The following is a 22,951-nucleotide window of genomic DNA, read 5'->3' on the forward strand; positions in this document are numbered from 1 at the left end:
CTTTCCTTATTTACTACGTTTCATAAGAACAAAAGTTTCAGCTTTTTCATATGTAAGTAGGAGGCACGGATATAGGAGCTGGCTATTATGAATATCCTCCCGCTATTTAAGAAAAAAGCATTACCTGTCCTTTTACCCAATGCAGAAAAAGTAAACCTGGAAAAAACTCTGTCAGAGTCTTTAAAAATGAAAAGTCCCCTTGTACTATATGGTGAGGAAAGACTTGCTGTTCAGGAGATTAAAGCACAGACTGCCGCGCTGAACAGGAACAACGTGACAAGAACGAAAGCTTATTTAGATTTTTATATCAAACACCCTGAAATTCATTGGGCATTTCTTGCACATATGGTGTCAAGAAACGGGGGCTACAGCATGACCGATTTGAAAAATGGCATCGTCGGGCAGTTTTTGCCTGAAAAAGAAATAGCCGCTCTTTTTCAATTTCTTGAAACTGCTAACGCCCTCATTTTCCATGATGCCTATCCACAGCTGCTGTTATACGAAAAAAGCCTTTTATCGGGGCGGCCTCTTTTTCATTTATTGCAGGCATTAAATGTTTCGCGGTTTATGAAACCAATGTGGGAGCTGTTTTTTAAAAAGAGACAATCTGACGTTCTTACCCTTGCCTTAATTACAAACGAACAAAATTATGTGGAGAAACAGCTGGTGTCAAACTCCTCCATCTTGAAAACATTCCCCTATGCCGTGCAGGAAAAATGCGGACTTACAAAGGTTGTCTTCCCTTACAAAAAACATTTTTATGATCCTAAATATTCGCTTGCAGGCACGGAAGTAGAAAACTTTCTTAAGCCTGAAGCAAGAATCAAAATAGGCAAGACGCTTTATCAAACACTCTTCCATCAAGCCGTCTTTAAGGAGGCCTTGTTTTTTTCAAAACATACGCCACATACAGGATCCAGAAGCGACTACTGGCCTCACCTCTTCACTCCAAATAAAGAGAAGCTTAAAATTCAGAGCCCAAAACTGCAGGAAGCGTGGGAAGATGTTCCACATTCTTTTCAAAGATACAGCGATTGGCTGCTAAATACAAAGCAGATCTCAGATTTTGACGCATTTCAGCAAACAGGCACTTATAAGGACATGACAAAGAATGTAAAAATGGATTTGCTTAAACTGAGCTCACTCCAATTGATTACGAAAAAAATTTTATGAATTGTTAATTAGAAAAGCGGTATCGCCTGCGCTTGCGCCAGACATCAAAGCACAGAACTGTTATGCCTGCTTGAAACTTAAAAAACGACGAGAACTCTCGTCGTTTATTCTATGTCTTCCAAATCTTCATCAATTATGCATTTTTCGAGTAAATAATCGAATGCGATATCTGCTATTGTATCCAGTTCTAGTTCTGAGGGAATGAATCCCCTTTTCGTCAGCTCATTGTAAAAGAATTCTGCCATTTCTTCTGTATCAATAATAACTTCAATTTCTTTCACAACATCGCCCCCTTAGTAATTGTTTATATGTCCCATTTTTCAAAACTATGTCTGGAATGACTAAGCTTTCGATAAATTTTCTTGTTCATAATCTGTCCCTTCCTGCATACCATGAAAGTAAATGGACAAGCCAAAAAGGAGATGAATGAAATGAAAAACGTACAAGCGGTTTCAAAAAAAGAAAATGAAAACAGCTTCCTTCAATTTTTAGACGGTGAAGGATTTGATCATTTGCTTGAGCAAACGATTAAATTCCTGCAGGGGGCCATGATCTTCGGGTGTGTGCCGTTTTTTATTTATTTGCTGATTTCCTTGCTTTCTTAGTGATCCTTTGTATATTTATTTAAACTATCGATGATAAAATCCATCATTTCTTTATACTCAGCATCGCCAAATATTTCGTACAATGATAAATAATCGTTATATATATCAAGAAGTTCATCAACAATATCTCTTTTGCTTCGTTTTGCTTTGCGAGCCGCCGGTTCTTGCTTTGGCAGCTTTTCTTTGGCAAGGAGCTGTTCCATCGCTTTGCTTTCAGGAGAAACAATATGCATCAGGCTCAGCTGCTGCACAAATGTTCCTGCCTGTTTTTTCCCCATAACGAACACAAGCTCTTCCTCTGATGCTTCAAGCCATTCCCCGTCGTTGATGCGCATGAGCTCATAGATAATATCTTCCCAGCCATCCTCTGTATATCTCCAGATTTCTGTCCGAAATCCGACGACCTTGAACAATTCTTCATCATAGCCCTTTACTTGTACAATATCTCCAATATGATATTGAAATTCAATTTCTATTTTTTCGGAATCAATGACTTTTCCGTTGTATTCTGAGTAAAGCTGGATCGCGTTTTCAAAGTATAAAATCTCGCTGTGATTCACTTCATATAGATAATGCTGATCGATTTGATGAACGTTTGTGACCGTTCCGACCGTACTATACATAACAATCACGACAATATCACCGACTTTATACTTCGGAATTTTTTTGTTCACTAAAAGATCCTCCTCTGCCGCGATTCATAAAAGTTAGAATAGTATATGCCGCTCAACACCAATGCGTAATAGGCAAATCAACAAAGGATTTTCTAAAATAATATCCAATTTCAACTCAGGGTGACTCATTTTTTCACGACAGTTGGAGACAGTAAAAATAAGCAAGCATTCAAGGGAGGTCAATTAATTATGGAAAACACAACTGATTTCGTTCAAGACTTACACGAAAAACAGCAAAAAGACGAACAAAACAGACAGCACCAGGGCAAAGGAAACCCGGGAAAGAAAAAGCCTAATAAGACGAATAAGTAATACGAAAAGCGGAATCGCCTGTGTAGCTCCGACAGACAGATAAGGATCCCAAAAAATCACCTTCAATTAACTGAAGGTGATTTTTTGAGCTTTATAAAACTAAATAGGATGAGAAAACTCGCAATCATAATAGCCTCCATCCACAGCAAATACCACGGCCAATTCCCAAGGAAATCTAAAAGAGAGGCATTCTCAGGTTTTTTCATGATATATAAATAATTTGAGCCGATAATCTTATTAAAAAGATAAATACAGCCGGCGTATGCATTGACAATCAGCACCGAAATCCACAAAGAGCGCCAGGATGGAAGAAAGTGATAGGCCACTATCATAAACACGCATGCGAGGATCACTCCTCCGTGTGACAAAAAGAAAACGACATACTGAAAATGCGGAAAAGAAAACGGCCCAAGGTCCGGTGTAAGGATGGCCTGAATCGAGCTTGCGATTCCCGCGAAATACAGAAACTGAAACATTCTGAAGCTTTTCGCCATCAGCATAATGATGGCCAGGAGAACAGCAAGATCACTGAGCTGAAGCGGAAGTGAAGATTTGAGTGTCCATGCCCTTTCGCTTATCAGCCACAGCTGCTGCACAAACATGGAAAGAAAAAGAAGAACTGCTAATGCAATACGGACGGGGCCTCTTATTAATTTTACCCTTTCCTTAAAAACAACTAGAAGCACAGTCAAAAAAAGGATGATAGCCAATGTCCATATATGTTCCGCTGAAAACAAACGGAAATCTTCAAGCCTAGGGTCGTGCTGAAAGTATTCGTTCATTCATGCCACTCCGTTTTTCTCATTAGTTTGCGGCAATAGCCAATAGTCTATGCTGAAAAGCAGCGCAAAAAAAGAGCTGACCCAAAGTCAGCTCAGAATCCTCTATTACGTTCCTGTACTCGCATATGCCCGAAGACCGTAAAGCCAGAATACATATGCAAGTGCGATGCTCCCTACTCCCACCAGAGGAGAGAGTGCACCGACAAATGTGTATCCATTTCGGTCCAAAAACCAAGCTGCCGGATAAAAGGCGGTAAAACCATAAGGAATGATCCATGTCAGAAATACGCGAATGGTTTTGTTATATATGGTAAGCGGGTATTTCGCAAATTCACTTAAATTAAAAACCGCATAGACAACAGGAAGACTATCAACCATCCAAAACGAAAACGTGGCAAAGAATAAGTTAATGGCGACGTAGATCAGACCGCTTGAGATAATCATTACAACAAGCATGACCCAGTCCATCGCCCCGAATGCAAGGTCCAAATGCGGAAAAGCAGTTGCCAAGATAATGATTCCGATCGCAAGCTGCCCGAGGCCATCCTGCTGCAGTCTGTCAGCACATACATGGAACAGCGGATTAATCGGTCTGATCAGGAGACGGTCCATTTGCCCCGGGCGGACATACTGCCAGCCAAGGGTCCACAAATTGTCAAAGAAAATATGATGAAGTGATCTTCCCGCAGCTGCGATGCCATAGATAAATAAGATTTCATAAAACGTCCAGCCATTGATTTGCTCAATATGGTCGAAAACAACTTTTACAAAGAAGATGCTTGCAAACTGCTGCAGCATCACGCTGATCACACCGATAAAAAAATCCACTCTGTACTCCATCATTACTTTTATATGATTTTTAGCAAAAATATAATATAGCTTTGCGTATCGTTTCAGCATAAATCCGCCCCCCTTTACCCGCCAAAAATCGTTACTTTTTTAATTGCCTGAGCCCAAATCATCTTCATGAAAAGGAACATCCCCAGGCACCATCCAAGCTGGATCAGTACGGCCAGATATGCATTTTGCCCATCAATAATCCCTGTATATATTGATACAGGCGTGAATACCATCGCCTGAAACGGCAAGTAAGAACTGATTGTCTCAAGCCATCCTGGAAAAAGAGTAATCGGAACGAGCGCTCCTGAGAAAAATGTAATAACCCCTTCTTTCAAAACCCGAAGACCCCATACGTTTACTGTCCAAAATGCGACAATCCCGATCATCAAATCAAAAAATGTTCCAATCCAAATGCCAAGACCGGCACTGATTACAAATAAAATCGCAGCTTCAGGCGAAGCAGGCATTGTAATATGTATAAAGATAAATGCGATGACCATCAGCGGAAGGGTTTCTCTGAATAAGTGAGTGATTTTCCCTCCAAAGTCCATAAAAATCAGTTTAAAAATCACATCATAAGGCCGCATTAGTTCAATGGCAATGTTTCCATGTCTAATTTCTTGTGCAAGCTCATTGCCTGCACCTGATACATAGCCTTGAATGAACATCGCAACAACGATGTAGGTCAGCATATCCTGAAGCGTCAAATTTTGTATCGTGTCCTTGCCCGCATATACGGCATGCCAGAAATAAAACATAATCATCAGGCGCATGACAGATGAGATTGTTCCGGCCCAATACCATGCAGAATAAGCTGTATTGATCTGCATTTGGGATTTGGCGAACATTAAGTATTTTGTCAACTCTCACACCCCCTAAAGTCCGCGATTATATATTTCTTCCACAATCGTCTCTATTTTTGGATCATTTAATGAAAGATCGATAATTTCATTTTCAGCAAAAACGGCTGAAATCACTTCTGATGCAGAGATTTGCTTTTGTGAAAAAGCAAGTATCACCTTCTGCTGCTGTTCTTCATCAATCATGCTCATTTCCACCCGTTCTTTTATAGACTGGGGATATGAAAACGATTGCACATTTTTTACTTCAAAATGGATTTCTCTCTTCGCTGCAAACTTGTCTTTAATGGCATGCAAATCCCCATCATATAAAATCGCACCATTATCGATAATAATGATTCGATTGCAGATTTCTTCAATGTCCTGCATGTCATGTGTGGTAAGCAGAACAGTCGTTCCAAATCGCGCATTCATTTCTTTTATAAATTTGCGGATTCTCACCTTTACTGCAACATCAAGACCAATGGTCGGCTCATCCAAATAAACGACATCAGGTCTGTGCAAAAATGCAGCTGCAAGCTCACATCTCATTTTTTGCCCCAATGACAGCTGTCTCACGGGAATGGACAGCAGCGGTTCTAGCTGAAGCACCTCTGTGAATAGCCCCAGTGTCTCCTGGTACTGCTCTTCCGGAACCTCATAAATGTGCTTCAGCAAATCAAACGACTCAGAAACTGGAATATCCCAAAACAGCTGGGTCCTCTGGCCAAAAACGGCGCCAATCTGCTTTGCATTTTGTTTTCTGTTTTTATAGGGAACAATTCCTCCTACCTTTACTTCACCGGAAGAAGGCGTCAGAATGCCTGTCAGCATTTTTATCGTTGTCGACTTTCCTGCTCCATTAGCGCCGATATAGCCAATCATTTCCCCTTTTTCAATTTTAAAATTGACTCCTTTTACCGCTGTCTTCGTCACATACGTCCGTTTGAAAAGGGATTTCATCGCGCCTCTAAGACCCGGATCCCGTTTCACCAGCTTATATTCCTTCTTTAAATCTCTCACTTCAATCACCGTTTAATTCCCCCTTTCAGAATCAGAGTCTCTATTTAACTATAAAATTATAGAATGATTTGAAATTTTTGTAAATCATTTTTTATGCGCTTACATGGAATAATCGAACTGTATTTAGTAGATAAATAGATGTACGCAGTTTTTTCTCCAGCCAATAATCCCTGTACAAAATCCGACTATAGTAGAATGTGACAAAGTTGTTCAAATGGTAAAATTCACTATATATACTAACCGTGAATTTGAGGAGTGAGAGGCATGAATAGGCGGATTTGTATAGTTGGCAGCGGTACAGCAGGTCTTCATCTGGCTTATGCTCTTAAAAAAGATTTTGATGTGACAGTGATTTCTCATCGCACAGCCGAACAGATCAGAAATGGCAGAATTCAGTCTACACAAGTGCATTTTGGGTCCACACTTGAAAGAGAAAGTCGATTTTCCATGCCAAAATGGAGTACACAAACAATTATTGAAAGCATCCATATAACCGTCGGGCAGCAAAAGCTGTTTGCTGGAATGCTTACTGAACCTGCACTTTCTGTTGATCAGCGCTTCTATTTTTCCCATTGCATGGAGGAACTAGAATCAAGTAAGGTTAATATTCTATTTAAAAAAATTAATGATGAGAATATCCATGAATTAATTGAAGAGTTTGACTTGGTTATTGACTGTACTGGTAAAAATGGTCCCCTTTTCCCCTTTCCTGTTGAAAGAGAGTTATCACCCTTTCATATACCTCATAGAAAATGCATCGTTGGATACTTTAAAGGCATAGAGCCGCTTACACCTCAAGGAATAAATGTAGCCATTCTGCCTGGGGAAGGCGAAATGTTTGAAATACCTGCATTAACAAATCATGGGCCAATAACAATCTTGTTTGTTATGGCCATTCAAGACAGGAAATTAGATGTTTTTAGAGCAATCCGATCATCAGATGAATTCACTCTAAAAATGATGGCGGTTTTAGAAGACTTTTTCCCGGAAATTGCAAGCCGTATGGACAAGGCAAACTTTGCATTGAATGACGAAAAAGGGTACCTTCAAACGGCGATCACACCCGTTATTCGAAAGCCTTATACCCTAATAAAAAATAAATTGGCAGTTGGGTGCGGAGACAGCGTGTTTCTGAATGATCCAATTACAGGACAAGGCTGCAATCTTTCTTCTTATTGCGCTGAAAAAATCTATGAGACATTGATTGAATTCAAAAATGATCCTTGGAATGCACAGCTAGGGGAGTCATATTGGAAGAGAACGAAACCATTTGTCAAGCAAGTGACAGAATGGACAAACGCGATGACAATGCCAATGCCCGAGCATGTAACCCAACAGCTCCTTCAAGGTTCAGAGGATCAGACAAAAGCCGATCGAGTTGCCGGCTGGTTTGCTGATCCAAGCACTGCTTATCAGGATATTTTTCAAGCAGCAAAATTCAAAGGCTAATAAGGCGAAGGGTGAACCGCGGGGTTCACCCTTCTTTCAATTTAGCGGCATTGCGAAAGCGATTAATGGAAAAATCCAAGGAAGATGAAAGAATATGATTGCGGATTGGATATAAGTTTGGAGTAAACCTGAGCTCGGCGTTTTCCTTCAAAATCTTCTCTATTAAATCTCCTGCCGGCTCAACATTAATCGGCACTTCTTCTTCAAATGATACAAAGTATCCTTATAAATTTGTCCTGCGAATCCGTTCAAGCCATGAGTTTTCAATAACAATAATCTTATCTGCACGGCTCTCTGCAAAGAATCTGGCTGAATCCTCTTCGTTCGTGTCCTCGCCCTTCCAATAAATAACCCTTGGGCAATCACGCGGAAAATAATAATGAAGCGCGTGCTCCTTATCAATGGCCCAGACAACTGGACGAAGGTTTGGAAAAATGGCTGATTGCCGCGGTTTAAATAGATCTATAGAGGGATCTTCACTAAAATGGTACAGCATTTGCTTTTGTCTCTCCTATTCCTTGAATATAAGTACTTCCCGTTCTATTCAAATAACATAACCCCGGGATCACTCTTATAACAATGCACGAGCATCGCGTGCAGCTGACCGCGGTGATGATACAGATGAGCTGAAATTTCCAGCAGCCATTCAAACCGGGTATAGGCTGTTCCCCAATAGGAAGTCACTTCCTGGTGAAGATCAGATTCCTTATATTGACTGAACCGTCTTGCTAAAATACCGTAATTCTTAATTAGCTCGCCTTTTAAATCTTGAAGATTCTTTAATGCAGATGCAGAATAAAAGGCTGTCATCTCTTCCCCGCTTGCTCCTTCAGATATGAGCAGATCTGCTTGACAGATCATTGCCAAGTGTTCGAGCAGTTCTCCGATTGAATGCTTGTCAGCTGTCGGCCTTTTCATCAAATCACTTTCTTCTAGCGTATCAATGATTTTAATAATCGTATCAATCGCCACTTCAATTTGGTGCAAGGCATTTTTAACATATGGATTCAAGAACCAGACTCCTCTCCATCAAATTCCTCTTTTAGATAATTATCGGCTAATTCCCATCCCGCTACAAGAAAAAAGCCGCTCTATCCGTTAGAATAAAGCAGCTGATTCAATAGGTTAATATAGCTTGTGAATTAAATCATTTTCCAAAAACATCGTAGATAATTCGATGTCTTTATACAACTTGTTATAGCTTTCTCTGCATGCCTCAATGTCTGTTTCTTTTTGAGTTTGATTATCAATGCATGTACCAGATGAAAAGACCCCATCATGTGAAGCAATGTAATCATAGTCATCCGAGTAGAAAGAATAGCGGGTCGTCTCATATGCAAAGCCCGCAAAGCCCTCATGTTCAGCATCAAGCGGTTTCCCGAACTGAATCAGCTTCTGATCAATTCCAAGCAATGACGTAATCGTTGGAAAGATATCCATCTGGCTCGCCGTTACTTCATTGACGATTCCCTCTGTCTGCTTTGGATGATGAATGATCAGCGGGATGTTGAATTGTTCTTTTTCATTAAAATCAACACCAAGCAGCTTACCAATTTCCTCTTTATCCATTGGGAGCGGTCCATAGTGATCGCCATACACAACAAAGATTGTATCATCCCACAAGTTTTTCTCTTTCAAATCTTCAATAAATAGACCGATTGTCTCATCGAAGTATTTTGTAGCCTGCAAATAATGCCCTGTATTTGTACCTTCAAATCTTTTTGGAAGATTTAAATATTGATAATCTTTCGGCATAACAAACGGACGATGGTTAGTCAGCGAGACAATGAAGTTATAGAAAGGCTTTTTCTCTTCCGTGTAAATCTCAGCCATTTGATTAAAGATGCTTTCATCTGAAATACCAAGCCCAATCATTTCATCAGCTTTCATTTTCGGATGATTCTTATGATAAAACGTTTGATATCCCTGTTCCGGATAAGCCTGATGACGATTCCAGAAATCGGGATCATTGCCATGTGTCGCACTTGTTGAATAGCCTTCACGCTTTAAAACATTAGCGAGTGACATGTATTCGTTAAAAGGATAAGCATTATATATACCTTTAGGCGCCATCGGATACAAAGAATTATTGGAAACAAATTCAGCATCAGACGTGTTTCCGCGGCCTATTTGCAGATAGGCGTTCGGATAATAATGACTTTCTCCAATCAATTTATTCAGATTTGGCGTAATCTCTTCCCCGTTCACTTTCATTCCGACCGGGAACGTGTTTAAAGATTCCGCTTGAACAACGACAACGTTTTTCCCTTTGAATTTACCGTAATAAGGTGACTCTTTCTGCAGTTCCTGATTTTCATTAAAGTACGCCTGCAGTTCTTTTACTTGTTTTTTGTCATTCAGGAAGGTTTCCTTGGCAAAAGCCTGTTTCAGCATATTTTGTTTTAAATCGTAAATGTGCGCTGGCAGAATGCCTGTCAGGGAAACTTTATATTGATCGGAAAATGTGTCTTTCAAAGGATAAAAAGACGTGAACAATAGTGCTGCAGCCCCTGCTGCAAAAGCAATTCTGCTGAAAGCTTTTCTGGGTTCATCCTGTTTGATCACATAATAGACGATTAATAAAACAGCAAAAAGTACGACATCAATCCAGTAATAATAATCGGCCGGATAGACAAGGGAGATAATCGAATCTTTCACATGCCCTAACTGATCAGCCTGTCCAAGCAGCTTTACGTTTAAAATAGCATCATAATACCGTTCATACACAGCGTCCGCATATAGGAGAAAAGATAGAATGAAATAGATGATGAAAGCTGTGATGAATTTAAATTTTGATCTTCCAGTTACTAAGAGGCTCGTTAAACATAAAGCAAAACCGGCAGAGGCAAGCAGGATATATTTCTTATGAGGTGATAATTCCAGTTCGTTTACAAAGTACAGGGTTTTGAACATCCAAAAAATCGTAACAACCCCTATGGTCACAAGAAAAAGCACCATATTCTTTCTGTTTATCAATGACAATCTATATTCACACCTTTGCGTAGATTAATAAAAAAATAGATCTTTATATTCAGTTAATCATAGCAAAACAAGGTAGCTTTATAAAGACAAATTTAACAAAAACTTAACATTCCTTTACAAAGAGTTAAAGTATGTGAAATCTATTATTTACATCGGGGTAAACCCCTTAATTGTATAGGGATTTATGCTTATACAAAAACTTCACAAAACTTTAACACATTCAGAAATGAAAATTGAATAAAATTTATGATATAGTTTTCTTAGTCAAATTTGACCAAAGAATAAGGAGGACACCATTTATGTTCGAAAGTTTTCTCAAACGGGGAAAATTAATCATTATTTTATTTTTCGTCATTATTTTAGTTGGAGGATATTTATTTTATCAGCTTCCAAAACGCGAACTGCCGGAGTTTTCAGCCAATATTGTATCCATTTCAACGGTTTATCCGGGTGCGGATGCCGAGGCTGTTGAAAGTGATGTGACAGAGGTTTTAGAAGACGCTCTCAAAAATTCAGAAGGCATTGAAAGCATGAACTCCGTTTCCGCACAAGAATTTTCAAATGTCATCATTGAAGTGGATGACAGCGGGGATTTTGAAAAAATATCAGACGAGATTAAACAAAAAGTCTCAGACAATGTCTCAAAACTTCCAGAGGATGCGTTTGATCCTGAAGTAAAAAAGGCTGCCACCGGTCTGCCGGTCGGTTCCTATATGTTTACTGCAGATAATGCGGACTCATTAAAAGAGAGCCAAGAGGAAATCCTCACATTAAGAGAAAAAGTTCAGGGTCTTGATGGTGTATCAGGCGTGACGATTAAGGGTTTTAAAGAAAAAGAAGCCATCTTAAAGCTTGACAGTGATAAGTTAGCTGAAAACGGACTGAACGTCTCAGCGATTATTGAGGCCATCAATAATGAGTATAAAACAACCCCACTCGGTGAAACGAAACAAGACGGAGAAAATGTCCGCCTTTCGCTGAATCAGTATAAAGATATTGAACAAATTAAGGAGCTGGCCGTTCAATCTCCGATTACGAAAGAGCTAATAGAGGTCGGTGATGTCGCAGAATTGGCTTTTGAGGAAAAAGACCAGGAAGATATCGTTTCTTACAACGGTAAACCTGCCTACTCGTTTACAGTTACGATTGACTCAGGACTTGATATTCCCGCTGCTTTTACTAAAGTAGACAAAGAAATCAAGGATGAACTGAATTTGCCTGAAGGAGTAGAGCTCGAAACGTATTATTCGCAAAAAGCAGATGTTGATACGATTTTTGATGATCTGATCAAAGAGGCAGTAATTGCGGTGCTTGCCGTTATTTTGATTACAACTCTTGGATTAACATTAAGCGGAGCGTTTATCGTTTCTCTCGCCATCCCCTTATCCATTACCTTGGGGACAATACCGCTGCCGTTTCTTGATGTTGATTTGAACCAAATCTCTGTGATTGGTCTGATCATCGCACTTGGTATTTTGGTAGATGATGCCATTGTTGTCAATGATAATATTTTGCGGCAATATAAGCTTCAGAAAAATGGAAATGCCCTGCAGGCCACGAAAGATGGCGTGAAAGAAGTGTGGGGATCGATTGTCACGTCAACGCTTGCAGTCGTTTTTGCCTTCTTGCCGCTTACCTTGCTGTCAGGTTCGAATGGTTCCTTTATCCGGTCGCTTCCATCCGTTCTTATCTTAACGGTTGTGGCATCTATGATTATCTCTTTGACGCTTGTTCCGGTTTATCAATATGCGGTAAATAAGAAGAGAATACGCTCAAGCGAGAAAGAGCCGGGCTTTTTAGGAAAGCCGCTCAAAAAACTGTCGGACTTTTACGCGGATACTCTCCTTGCGAAAATTGTAAAGCGTCCAGTCATTATAGGCGTGGGCGGAATTGTCGCCACATCTTTGATCTTTTTGCTGGCGTTCTACGTTCCGTTTGAGTTTTTCCCATCAGCTAATAAAAAAGAAATAACGGTTACTGTCACAATGCCCACAGATTACACGCTTGAAGAAACAAACAGTGTTCTAAAAGAGCTGGAAAAAGATTTGATTGAGATTAAAGAAACCGAAGAAACAGCGATTTTCACCGGTTCCGGCGTACCTGGCCTCTTTAGTGAAACGGTTGAAAACGCAGGTCCAAACACAGGTCAAATTGTTGCACGGATTGATAATGAAGCCGTGACGGCTGATCAATATATAGAAGAAAACACAAACGGCCTCAGGGAAAAATATCCTGATGCAGAAATTTTCTTAACCACAATCGTACAGGGTCCTCCTACAGGCGCACCTGTTACCGTAAAATTAAGCGGTGAGGACTTCGACAAGCTGAATAATATTAAAAATGAGCTTGCGGGTGAAATCCAGAAAGCTGACAACGGCTTGATTATTGATAATGTAAAAGCACCCCTGTCATCAATCCAATATAATCTTGACCGCGATGCTTTAACTGAAAATGGTTTAGATCCAAAATTCATCAGTGATCAAATACGTTTAGTAACAGAAGGCCTCCCTATGGGCACCTTCAAGTCCGATAATGAAAACATTGATTTAGTAATAAAGCAGGATACAGAAATTCATCAGCAAGGCATAAAGCTTGATGAAATCGAGGTTCCTCTACAAACAGAAGGTCCTGTTCCGCAAACAGCGCCGCTCAGTGACTTTGTGGATGCAGATACAATTGAACAATATCAAACGATTCCCCATGAAAATGGCGAACGGACCATTACACTAAAAGCATATCCGGGTGAATCGGAAACGTTTAAAGAAGACGTTGCTGCGATTGTGGATGAGTTTAAAGATCGATATACAGATGAAGGCTACAGCCTGACACTTGGCGGAGAAAATGACGATCAGACTCAGTTCTTTATTGAAATCAGTCTCCTCTTCCTAGTCGTACTTGTCCTGATTTACATTACGATTGCGTTCCAGTTTAATTCCCTTTCCCTGCCGCTGCTTGTTCTTGGAACGGTTTACTTAGCGGTAGCCGGAGCTGTCGCGGGACTGTTTGTGACACAGACTCCATTCAGTTTCATGGCAACAATGGGCATCGTATCGCTTGCAGGAATTGTAGTCCGAAACTCTGTCGTCCTGTTTGAATTTATTGAACAGCGGATCAAAGCGGGCTATGACCGTACAGAAGCTGTAATGGAAGCCGGAAGAGCAAGAATACGTCCTATCCTTCTGACGGCATTTACTGCGTTAGTGGCTCTTCTGCCTGTAGCGTTCAGCAACGATCCATTATTTAAGCCGCTTGCAATCAGCATCGTATCCGGAGTCCTCTTCTCAACGATTCTGACGCTGCTGATCGTTCCTGCTTTATATATAGTAGTTGATAAGCTCCGTGCGAAAAGAAGAAAAGGATAATTGACAAGGCTGCCTATTATTGGCAGCCTTTTTGTTTCATAGTATAGTAAAAGAATAGAAAATCAGATTGGGGGATCTACTTTGTTCGTACATAAAATAGATGAGGAAGTTTCATTAAAATTAATGAATGTAAACGATGCAGAAAAGCTGTTCAGCCTCACCGATCAATCAAGACAGCACCTGCGTGAATGGCTCCCGTGGCTGGATTTCACAACAAAACAGGAGGATACAAAATCCTTTATTGAAAGCTGTCTGCGTGCTTATGCAGAAAATAAAAGTCTGAATGCAGTTATTTTATATAAAGACGAACTCGCCGGAACAGCAGGCTTCAACCAAATCAACTGGTCGAACAAAACGGCTTATATCGGCTATTGGCTCGGATCAGAGTTTCAGGGCAATGGCATTATGACAAAAGTTGCCGGAGCATTGACTGCTCTAGCCTTTCAGGAATACCATTTGAACAAAGTTGAAATCCGGGCCGCTGTTTTGAACAGTAAAAGCAGAAGCATCCCTGAACGGCTTGGCTTTGTGCATGAAGGAACCATCAGACAAGCTGAATGGCTCTATGATCATTTTGTCGATCATGCCGTTTATGGCATGCTTGCTGAAGAATGGAAGCAGAACATTGAATAGTGCGAAAACCATTAAAGAAAGAGCTATTTTCGCCATAAATTGTTGTTTTTCATGATAAATAATGTCCGTTCCTTTCCGCTCCAGGAACTTGCTTTCCGCGGGGAGCATGGGAGCCTCCTCGGCGTTGCCTGTGGGGTCTCCCATTTTGCTCTATTTCCCGCAGGAGTCAAGTTCCTTCCGCTGCAATCCACTTAAGGTTTCTAACATTTAGTACTGTAGCAACAATATTTATGAAAAGAGCCAAAGAAAAAAATCCGAACTAAAACGAAATTCAAGTTGGAATTTCGTTTTAGTTCGGATTATTCTTTGGCTGAAAACCTTTTGTCCCAGCCTCCTTCTTCTAGTTTAATAAGTAGAGGCGGCAGTCTGTTTTTTTTGCACCCTTCTTCCCTTTCCTTCTAAAAGAGTAAGAATCATAGGTACGATCAGAAAAATGCTTGAAATCTGAAAAAGAACGGCAGTTTCAAGAAATTGAGCCAGCAAGCCGAAAACAATTCCGCTTAAACCTATCCCGAAATCAATTGCAGAGAAAAACATTCCATTCGCCACACCTCTGCGGTTATCAGGCGTTTTTGATAGTGTCCATGACTGCAGAGTCGGAAGCAGGGAACCGAATCCAATTCCAAATAAGATACCAGCAATGGCAATTCCTACATTGGTGTGAGAGAAAGAAAGAGCCCACATACCTGCAAAGGTCAAAGCGCTGCAGATGACGATCAGCCCTTTAGGTCCTCTTTCATCAAACCACTTCCCTGCAATTGGTCTTGAAATCGAAGCCATGACCGCATTAAACAGATAGAAAATGAAAATCTGGTCAATGCCCCGCTCTTCACCAAAAATCACAATAAATGTCACAACAGAACCATATCCGAACGTTGCAATCATTGTAATAAAAGCAGGATACCAGCTTGTTTTTTCAACGAGCGACCCAAGATAAGAGAATTTCAAATCTTCTTTTTTGGTCAGTCTGACCGATTCCGGCGTATAGTAACGAACAGCTGCTAAAAGAATAATCGCAACGATCCCAAGAGCACAGGAAATATAGATTAAATTGTTAAACGTTGTAACACCGAATAAAAAGATGCCGAGACTTGGCGCAATAATCATGCCGAGTGTTACAGAAAGACCAAAATACCCCATCCCTTCTCCAAGACGGGATTTTGGTATCACATCCACGGCTGCCGTCCCGTTTACTGTGGTTGAAAAACCCCAGGCAAGACCATGGATGAACCTGAACATCAGGAAAATAAGAATCACATTTGAAATCGGGTAAAAAATGGTGATCACAAGAAGCGCGGCAGCTCCAATCAAAACAAGCGGCTTACGTGCTTTATATTCAAGCATGTACCCGATAAACGGACGGCTGAGAACCGCCCCTATTGAAAATAAAGCCGTCACTAATCCAATCTCCAGACCCGTTGCTCCCAAAGATTTAATATAAGGCGGAAGTGTGGGAATCAGCATTTGAAACGACATAAAAATAAATAAGTTTCCAAGCATAAGCATAACAAACGACTTCGTCCAAAGAGGTGCTTTCGTTAATTGATTCATTGTATCTCTCCTAAGTTAACTGAATACCATATAAATTTATTTCGGATCACTAAATAATATCACAAACAATGAAGCTGGGAAATTAAAAAGTTTTAACTGTTTGTCTGGATATTAATACCAATTAAAAGGATTTTGACCTTTGAGAAAGAAATAATTTAATAAAATATAGTTTTCACAGGAGAAGATGAAATTGAGATTGAAGAGTCTTGTTCTATTATTTTTTCTATCAATGCTTATTGGATGTTCTGCTAATGAAGATCACTTGAAATGGTTTGCTACGAAAGAAGAAGCCATTCAAAATGGTCTAAAAGAAGAAGACTTATCAGCAGGCAATCTTTTAGGGGAAATACAATCAGACGGGGAACTGTTTGTTTTTTTCAAAAGAGAAATGAATGATGGAGAAGCAGCAGGCGTTGTCCACTTAAGAGAATCTAAAGGGAATTACGCGTGGTATAAAACCAATGCTGAGGTACAGGTCAAGTATAAAAATAGAAAAAAAGCACCCCATGTCTCATTTGAATTAAGAACTCATTCAGACAAAGCTTATAAAGCCTATTTTGGAAGCGCTGATTCAGCTGACATGTCCATTTCAACAGATTATGGACCAGAGGTTACCCCGGAAATTGATAAAGAAAGTCAAATTTATTTTTGCATTGTTCCAATGAATAATTACTAAGGAATAATTCTTTAAATTCACTAAAAACGGATACCAAATGCTGTGCCATTTGGTATCCGTTTCCCTCTGTATTTTGTTTTCATCTCACTATCCATCATTCATTAAAATGATAAACATCCCATATATCCGGTGTTTCTGAGCCTATATACCAGGCAGCTGCTCCGCCTAAGTGATTTTCTTTCATCATCTTCATTCTAAGCTCAATTGATTTCTTATCTTCTATCCACAGTTGATGTTTTTCGCCTTTTTCAGTGAAATGGACATAGTATTGTGAAGCCTTTGGGTCCCATACTTTTTTAAGTCCTTTAGAAGAAATGATCCGGTTGACTTCTGACATCGTGCGGTCGATGCTTCTCAATTTGTTAGAAGATAAGTCTGTCACCCATTCTCTAGTATAAAACGGTACAGCGAGAATGATTTTATGTGAGGGAACATCTTTCATTAGGAGCTTAATGCCTTCTTCTACCCATGGAAGGGAGGCAACTGAACCTGCTTTTGGCCCCCCACCCCAATGCTCATCATACCCCATCATCACAACATAATCGGCTATTTTTCCGAGTTCTTTTCGGTCTAAGCTTCCAGACCAGAATGGATCATCGCTCGTTCTTGTCACATCGACAGAAACAATGATTCCATGAGGCTTAAGGGCTGTTTTTAATTCCCGGATAAACGATACGTAATCCTGTTTGTTTTTTATATCAATGTTTTCGAAATCAACATTAATTCCATCACTTTTGCTTTTGATTAATGCAGTTTGAAGCGCAGAAACTAGTTTTTGTCTTTTTCGAGGATTCCCTATGATGGAATCTGTCAGAATGGGGTCAAAGCTGTTGCCAAGGAGCGGCCAGACTTTTTTCCCGGCAGCATGTGCTGCATCTGAATAAGCAGAATCCATCTTTACAGAAACACCCGTTTCCGACTGGTTTAACGTAAACCATCGCGGTGAGACAACATTTAGATTGGGTTTGTTTTTCATCTGCTGGATATACGTATTGGCTGTTCCATTAAAACTCCAGCCCATCACAACACGTTTGCTGTTTTTAACTTGAAGCTGCGATTTTTTAATCCAGCCTTTTTTTCCGCCGAGCAGCTGCACTTCATAATAATACACGGGGATTTTTAATTTTTGGCCAATTTTAAGCTGAGTTGTCTTTAAACCATTAAGCTTGGTAATATCATTGACTGTTGTTTTATATTTGTTCGAAATTTTCCACAGTGTATCGCCTGAGATCACTTGGTGAACTTGAACGGTCTGAGGAATCTTCAATAGTTGTCCAAGGGAGATCGCATCATTTTTTAAACCATTCAATTGTTTCAGTTCATGAACGGTCGTTCCATATTGATTGGCTATTTTCCATAACGTATTTCCGCTGACAACTTTATGTGTAATCGCATCGGCCGAGTCACCTGCTGCAGATTGAATAAGTGGATATTCATCCCCTTTTTGCAGAACAGCTGTCACTTTCGAGCTCAATTTTGGAGAAGAATAAACATTGACACTGTTCCCTTTTACAGATCCGATTTGCTGAATATTGGACTCAGCTTTGCCTGTAACAGGCATCTGATTTAAAATCAGGAATAATACTAGTAAACTGCTAATAACCTTTCGCACTGCTTCATCTTCCTTCTGTTATCTTTTAACATATAAAAGTAATCATACTCCTGGAAGATATGATCTGAATAGTGGGATTTAGTGGGGATTTTTATGAGAAAAAATCAAATAAAAAACAAGATCCTTTTTCGGAATCTTGTTTTTGTTCAAATCTTTTCTCGGTAGACACTACTCTTTAAAAACTTTTCTAAAATAAATCAGTGATGTGCGGTCATTCAGCTTTTTCATGACTCCCGTTTCTTTGTAGCCTAATTTTTTGTACAAATAACAATTTCCTTCTTCCTCAAGAATGGTTGCAAGCTCAAAGCTTGAGGCCTGCGGAAACAGTGTTTCTGCTGCGATCATAGCTTTTTGGGCAATCCCGCGTCCCTGGAATTCAGGAAAAATGAAGATTGGACTTATCCAAAATTTCGATGCCTCGCTTTTTGAATACACCCGTATTGCTCCTGCTAATGTTTCTTCAAAATTGATTTTGTAGAAGCCGCCATTTGGCTCATGGATCCTCGATAGGATTTTTTCAAGTGTCTCATTTGCAGGATTTGTATCAGCATCCATATACTTTTCAAGAAGCGGGGTGAAGGCACGCACTTGACCATCTAAAATAGCTGCTGCATCTGATTCTGTGGCTTTTACTAAATGTACGGTCATATTATTCTCCTTTGTTAGTGATACCTATTTAGTATTCTGCAAAACTTAAAATCCTCCTCCTATATAAAAGGAGCTGTCCAGAAAGTTATTTTTCACTTACTTTTTGGACAGCTCCTTCTTTTGGGAAAGTGGTAACACATTTGGACTGACGCCACTTTTTATGTTTTAAACCGTTAAACGTGGTAGCTCTATGGCGAATGATGCCAATATTTATGTTTTTAATCGTTAAACGTGATAGCTCTATGGCGAATGACGCCACTATTTACGCTTTGAACCGTTAAAAGTGGTGGCACTATCGCGAATGATGCCACTATTGATGATTTGAACCGTTAAAAGTGGTAGCACTATGGCGAATGACGCCACTATCAATGCTTTGAACCGTTAAAAGTGGTGGCACTATCGCGAATGATGCCACTATTAATGCTTTGAACCGTTAAACGTGGTGGCACTATCGCGAATAATGCCACTATTGATGCTTTGAACCGTTAAAAGTGGTAGCACTATGGCGAATGATGCCACTTGTTGCACCTTAATACTTTAAAAGTGGTAACATTCTGGCTTGCTTCATTTTGGATCAATCTCTCTCCCTGTTTTGATGTCAATGACCTTAGTTGCATTCTTTGGAACAGGAATGGATTTGCTTTCAGGCGCTTTTCTTCCGTTTTCAACCCAATCTACCAGCAGGTCAAATGACTGATGGGCGTATGGAAGCAGAGGCTGCAGCTTTTTCTTTGAGTCTGCCTGGGTATTCCATACTAGACTGTCCACATGATTTCCATTTTCAATCGAATACATGCGGTGAAGCTTTTCCTTGCCTGCTTTTTTAACAAGTTTTTCATAGCCTTTTGCATGAATATCCGGGAAAATCAGCGCATCCAGCGTTCCGGTAAAACTGATAAGCGGAACGTCTATATCCCCCGTATTGGCAATTTCTTTTATGTTCTCTTTCACGCTTTTCGGACGGCTTTGATACTTGTAATTTTCAAAAATAGAATCGTAGCTTCTGTCCCTGACTCCGCTTGAAGTGAAATTTAAGTAGTTTTTCCATGGAATGCTGTTTGGAGCATCAGGGTCAAAATGATCCCGGTAAATGTTCGCCGAAATGAACCAATATACCTGATCATGATACGGCCACAATTCCTCCGATCCTTTTGGAAGGCCTGCTTTATACATTTCTTTTATGGCTTTTTCTTTCTCTATTCCAGTGCCGTAAATGGCATCCTCAGCATGATTGACGACTGTTGTAAGAGAAGAAATTAAGTTTGGCTGCTTTTCTGTCCAAAGAACACCTTCCCAATCTACACCTCCATCAAAAAGACGATTCTCTTTTTTCTCCCGGCCGTCTTGCTCAAGGGCATACCTGACGACATATCCCCCATTTGAAATGCCTATAGCATAAGTAGGCACGCTGTGATTTTTTCTCACTAAATGATGAGCTGGATTTGATTTTTCTTTTGCAGAAATAAGCTGCTCGCGGAAATTTTCTTCTAAATATGATTGAGCGGCTAAGGTGATCTGCCTGAAACGTTTATGCCATTCTGCGACACTATCATCTTTTTCAGCAAGAGCATTCTTCGCTTTGGCAAATGGATCGTTAGGGTCCAATTCTCCTTGTGTACCTTTATCAATCGCTGCAAACGCATATCCTTTTTCAAGAACAAAATCGCTGAACAAAAGATCTGTTGATGTTTCATTTCTAGTAGCAGGAATGCCGGCTACTACTAGTTTTCCATTCCAGTTATCCGGGACACGTATGACAAACTGAGCGTCTTCAAAAGCACCATTAATCTGAGTTCCGCTGATGGCGGCTGGTTTATTCATTTGATGCCAGCCAGTCCCATCTGCAGCACTTCCCCAATTGTAAGGAGCAAGACCTAAGTTTCCAAACAATGTGGCGTTTTGATATTGAATAGGATTTTTAGTAGTTAAATAATTTCCATTCACCCCGTCAAAATAAGTTTCAACAACATTTTGTGCCCCTGGTATGAGATTCTGCAGCTGTGAGGCTTCTGCATGGACCGCATGTTGCGGGACTGGCAGCGCAGATGCAAGCATTGCTGCCGATAAAGTAAGCGCTATCATTTCTTTTTTCAAAAAAACACGTCCTTTATTTAGAATTTTCTGTAAACTGAACAATTCTAGTTTACTCTTTTAGAAAATGATAGACATGGTGCAAAAGACGTAACTGAACAAGGAACCGATAGACCTATTATGTATTGAGATTACTTTACTGAAATCATACGATTTTATGAAAAATTTTTTATTATTAATATAATTAGTAATTAGAGGAATATCTCCATTTGTGTCGAATTTGAATAGGATGAAGGGGTTGACCCAATGAATAAGGATAAATTGTTGAAAAAAATTCATCATGCCAGCCGCGGCAATTTGTTTTCGATTGAGGTTCAAAAAGCATCGAAGGAAGAAGAACGGCAAATTAATGAATTTGTATCGGAATTAGAAAGAGAAGGAAAAATCAAATTAAGAGAATGTGTGCAGCGCGAATACTCCGTTTTTTTACATGGAATTGTTAAGTATGCATCCGAATAATCGGATGCTATTTTTCATTTCTTTATATTTGCGAGCAGGAAGATGGTCCTTTCTTTTATGTTGCTTTTTCCATTTAATTTGCTCAAAAAAAATAACCTCTCGAAAAGGTTATTTTATATCCTTATAAATTCGCTTTTTTAAGTCTCGCATCAAGAATCATATTCCCAAACGGAATAAATGCTACAGCGACTGCACTGAAAACCCATGCGAAGGACCATCTGATTTTATACGTTGTATAAGCAATGATAAGCAAATACGTGATAAAGAAAAAGCCATGAAGCGATCCCACGATCGTTACAGCCATAGGGATTTCTGCCAGATATTTTAGAGGCATGGCAATAAAAAGAAGAATCAGCAAAGATGCTCCTTCAATGAAACCCATCAGTCTGAAGCGGCCAATTGGTGATTGAAGCATAGATGAACCTCCAGTACACTTTTTTCTTTTATTATAAGATAGGAAAGGCCTAAAAACTACTTATGCAGAGCAGACGTCATAGAATGTTCATTTCTATATGTATGTCCACTAGATGGTTTTATTCTTTTGTTTAAGTTGAATAACGATTGCCATATATAGAACCGCACTGAATCCAATGATTCCAAAGATGATTGCCATCATAAAAGGCAGCGTGAATTCGAAATAGTAAATGCCGGGAAAAAAAGAGATTCCTACTAAAATAACGAGCAGCCAATGACCGTATTTATTCAATGCGCAAGCCCCTCTTTCTTTTCATAAAGGTAAAATACATAATCTAAAGGCACACCCGGCACTCCCTGCTGCCTAAGCATGGCTGTGATGTTTCCGCGGTGATAGGTTCCGTGGTTTGCTACATGCTGGATCAATTCAAATACATTTGTTTCTAATTGGCCATACTGTGGGTGTTCGATTGTGAATGTTCTTTCTGGATCTGCCTGTTCATTTAAAAATAGTTCGTATTGGTTCGCCAGTTTTTCAAACATCCCTTCTAATTCTTCCAAACTCCTATTCTCTGCCTCTTTCCGGGCTTTTCCGAGATAAGCCATAATGCTTTCAAAAGAATCCTGTTTGATCACTTTCAGCCAAAGGGCATCCGTAAGGTAAATGTGAACCATAACTTGGGACAGTGTCGGAAAAACACTCACTATTTCGTTTGTATACACTTCCTTTGGCAATTCTTTAATACGGTTAAACACTCTAGTATTCGACCACTTGTGAAAATCATACAGTTGGACCGCATTTGACATGAAGCTCATCCCTTTCTTT

23 protein-coding genes and 1 pseudogene are annotated in these 22,951 nt (G+C 39.8%); 8 read left to right on the plus strand and 16 right to left on the minus strand.

The features are described 5' to 3' along the window. The first annotated feature begins 87 nt into the window (after positions 1-87). The gene (locus AC3ISE_RS11855; RefSeq protein WP_489221117.1) at positions 88-1,173 is read left to right on the plus strand and encodes a DUF2515 family protein; all 1,086 of its coding nucleotides are present in this window, start codon (positions 88-90) and stop codon (positions 1,171-1,173) included. Between the two features lie 104 nt (positions 1,174-1,277). Here the strand turns inward: AC3ISE_RS11855 and AC3ISE_RS11860 are convergent, their stop codons facing one another. Then, positions 1,278-1,454: a YozD family protein gene (locus tag AC3ISE_RS11860; protein WP_070875964.1), complete on the minus strand. Its 177-nt coding sequence runs from the start codon at positions 1,452-1,454 to the stop codon at positions 1,278-1,280. Positions 1,455-1,604: 150 nt separating this feature from the next. On the opposite strand from AC3ISE_RS11860, the gene AC3ISE_RS11865 reads away from it, so the two are divergent. Then, positions 1,605-1,778, plus strand: coding sequence for a hypothetical protein (locus tag AC3ISE_RS11865; protein WP_489221118.1), 174 nt, complete (start codon positions 1,605-1,607; stop codon positions 1,776-1,778). On the opposite strand, the gene AC3ISE_RS11870 is transcribed toward AC3ISE_RS11865, so the two are convergent. Next, on the minus strand, positions 1,775-2,452 hold the full coding sequence (locus AC3ISE_RS11870; protein ID WP_489221119.1) for a hypothetical protein: 678 nt from the start codon (positions 2,450-2,452) through the stop codon (positions 1,775-1,777). The genes AC3ISE_RS11865 and AC3ISE_RS11870 overlap by 4 nt on opposite strands. 189 nt (positions 2,453-2,641) lie before the next feature. Here AC3ISE_RS11870 and AC3ISE_RS11875 point away from each other — a divergent pair, with 189 nt between their 5' ends. Further along, positions 2,642-2,764: a DUF4023 domain-containing protein gene (locus AC3ISE_RS11875; RefSeq protein WP_489221120.1), complete on the plus strand. Its 123-nt coding sequence runs from the start codon at positions 2,642-2,644 to the stop codon at positions 2,762-2,764. 62 nt (positions 2,765-2,826) lie between these two features. On the opposite strand, the gene AC3ISE_RS11880 is transcribed toward AC3ISE_RS11875, so the two are convergent. The 4 genes from AC3ISE_RS11880 to AC3ISE_RS11895 all read right to left on the minus strand — a co-directional run bounded on the left by AC3ISE_RS11880 (position 2,827) and on the right by AC3ISE_RS11895 (position 6,257). After that, positions 2,827-3,546, minus strand: coding sequence for a YwaF family protein (locus AC3ISE_RS11880; RefSeq protein WP_489221121.1), 720 nt, complete (start codon positions 3,544-3,546; stop codon positions 2,827-2,829). Positions 3,547-3,651: 105 nt separating this feature from the next. Next, the gene (locus AC3ISE_RS11885) at positions 3,652-4,446 is read right to left on the minus strand and encodes an ABC transporter permease (protein WP_489221122.1); all 795 of its coding nucleotides are present in this window, start codon (positions 4,444-4,446) and stop codon (positions 3,652-3,654) included. Between the two features lie 14 nt (positions 4,447-4,460). After that, positions 4,461-5,249, minus strand: a complete 789-nt coding sequence (locus tag AC3ISE_RS11890; RefSeq protein WP_489221123.1) for an ABC transporter permease — start codon at positions 5,247-5,249, stop codon at positions 4,461-4,463. A gap of 12 nt (positions 5,250-5,261) precedes the next feature. Then, positions 5,262-6,257: an ABC transporter ATP-binding protein gene (locus tag AC3ISE_RS11895; protein ID WP_489221124.1), complete on the minus strand. Its 996-nt coding sequence runs from the start codon at positions 6,255-6,257 to the stop codon at positions 5,262-5,264. 255 nt (positions 6,258-6,512) lie between these two features. On the opposite strand from AC3ISE_RS11895, the gene AC3ISE_RS11900 reads away from it, so the two are divergent. Beyond that, positions 6,513-7,697 carry a styrene monooxygenase/indole monooxygenase family protein gene (locus AC3ISE_RS11900; protein ID WP_489221125.1) on the plus strand — a complete coding sequence of 395 codons (1,185 nt, stop codon included), beginning with the start codon at positions 6,513-6,515 and terminating at the stop codon, positions 7,695-7,697. 25 nt (positions 7,698-7,722) lie between these two features. Here AC3ISE_RS11900 and AC3ISE_RS11905 read toward each other — a convergent pair. From AC3ISE_RS11905 to AC3ISE_RS11915, 3 genes and pseudogenes are all read right to left on the minus strand, one after another. Next, positions 7,723-8,193 (minus strand): annotated as a pseudogene (locus AC3ISE_RS11905) (DUF6886 family protein). Between the two features lie 44 nt (positions 8,194-8,237). Further along, positions 8,238-8,708, minus strand: a complete 471-nt coding sequence (locus AC3ISE_RS11910; RefSeq protein WP_489221126.1) for a DinB family protein — start codon at positions 8,706-8,708, stop codon at positions 8,238-8,240. Between the two features lie 114 nt (positions 8,709-8,822). Next, positions 8,823-10,679 (minus strand): LTA synthase family protein, encoded by a 1,857-nt coding sequence (locus tag AC3ISE_RS11915; protein ID WP_489221127.1) that lies wholly within the window; start codon positions 10,677-10,679, stop codon positions 8,823-8,825. Positions 10,680-10,978: 299 nt separating this feature from the next. Here AC3ISE_RS11915 and AC3ISE_RS11920 point away from each other — a divergent pair, with 299 nt between their 5' ends. Both AC3ISE_RS11920 and AC3ISE_RS11925 read left to right on the plus strand, forming a co-directional pair. After that, positions 10,979-14,041, plus strand: a complete 3,063-nt coding sequence (locus AC3ISE_RS11920; protein WP_489221128.1) for an efflux RND transporter permease subunit — start codon at positions 10,979-10,981, stop codon at positions 14,039-14,041. Positions 14,042-14,122: 81 nt separating this feature from the next. Further along, positions 14,123-14,674, plus strand: a complete 552-nt coding sequence (locus AC3ISE_RS11925; RefSeq protein WP_489221129.1) for a GNAT family N-acetyltransferase — start codon at positions 14,123-14,125, stop codon at positions 14,672-14,674. Between the two features lie 345 nt (positions 14,675-15,019). On the opposite strand, the gene AC3ISE_RS11930 is transcribed toward AC3ISE_RS11925, so the two are convergent. Further along, positions 15,020-16,225, minus strand: coding sequence for an MFS transporter (locus tag AC3ISE_RS11930; protein WP_489221130.1), 1,206 nt, complete (start codon positions 16,223-16,225; stop codon positions 15,020-15,022). A 190-nt stretch (positions 16,226-16,415) separates the two neighbouring features. Between AC3ISE_RS11930 and AC3ISE_RS11935 the strand changes: the two genes are divergently transcribed. Continuing rightward, positions 16,416-16,901 (plus strand): hypothetical protein, encoded by a 486-nt coding sequence (locus tag AC3ISE_RS11935; protein ID WP_489221131.1) that lies wholly within the window; start codon positions 16,416-16,418, stop codon positions 16,899-16,901. Between the two features lie 94 nt (positions 16,902-16,995). On the opposite strand, the gene AC3ISE_RS11940 is transcribed toward AC3ISE_RS11935, so the two are convergent. From AC3ISE_RS11940 to AC3ISE_RS11950, 3 genes are all read right to left on the minus strand, one after another. After that, positions 16,996-18,513, minus strand: coding sequence for a LysM peptidoglycan-binding domain-containing protein (locus tag AC3ISE_RS11940; RefSeq protein WP_489221132.1), 1,518 nt, complete (start codon positions 18,511-18,513; stop codon positions 16,996-16,998). A gap of 168 nt (positions 18,514-18,681) precedes the next feature. Beyond that, positions 18,682-19,161, minus strand: coding sequence for a GNAT family N-acetyltransferase (locus AC3ISE_RS11945; RefSeq protein WP_489221133.1), 480 nt, complete (start codon positions 19,159-19,161; stop codon positions 18,682-18,684). A 564-nt stretch (positions 19,162-19,725) separates the two neighbouring features. Next, positions 19,726-21,255 carry an alpha/beta hydrolase gene (locus tag AC3ISE_RS11950; protein WP_489221134.1) on the minus strand — a complete coding sequence of 510 codons (1,530 nt, stop codon included), beginning with the start codon at positions 21,253-21,255 and terminating at the stop codon, positions 19,726-19,728. A gap of 243 nt (positions 21,256-21,498) precedes the next feature. Here AC3ISE_RS11950 and AC3ISE_RS11955 point away from each other — a divergent pair, with 243 nt between their 5' ends. Further along, entirely contained in the window at positions 21,499-21,711 is a 213-nt protein-coding gene (locus tag AC3ISE_RS11955) for a hypothetical protein (RefSeq protein ID WP_133310700.1), read from the plus strand. Between the two features lie 121 nt (positions 21,712-21,832). Here the strand turns inward: AC3ISE_RS11955 and AC3ISE_RS11960 are convergent, their stop codons facing one another. The 3 genes from AC3ISE_RS11960 to AC3ISE_RS11970 form a co-directional block, all read right to left on the minus strand. Further along, complete coding sequence (locus tag AC3ISE_RS11960; protein ID WP_070875978.1) at positions 21,833-22,126, minus strand: DUF3817 domain-containing protein; 294 nt, start codon at positions 22,124-22,126, stop codon at positions 21,833-21,835. A 108-nt stretch (positions 22,127-22,234) separates the two neighbouring features. Next, positions 22,235-22,417: a hypothetical protein gene (locus tag AC3ISE_RS11965; protein WP_489221135.1), complete on the minus strand. Its 183-nt coding sequence runs from the start codon at positions 22,415-22,417 to the stop codon at positions 22,235-22,237. After that, complete coding sequence (locus tag AC3ISE_RS11970) at positions 22,414-22,932, minus strand: DinB family protein (protein ID WP_489221136.1); 519 nt, start codon at positions 22,930-22,932, stop codon at positions 22,414-22,416. The genes AC3ISE_RS11965 and AC3ISE_RS11970 overlap by 4 nt, the downstream gene beginning before the upstream one ends. Positions 22,933-22,951: the final 19 nt, after the last annotated feature.

It is taken from the genome of Metabacillus sp. KH_069, from assembly GCF_057838075.1.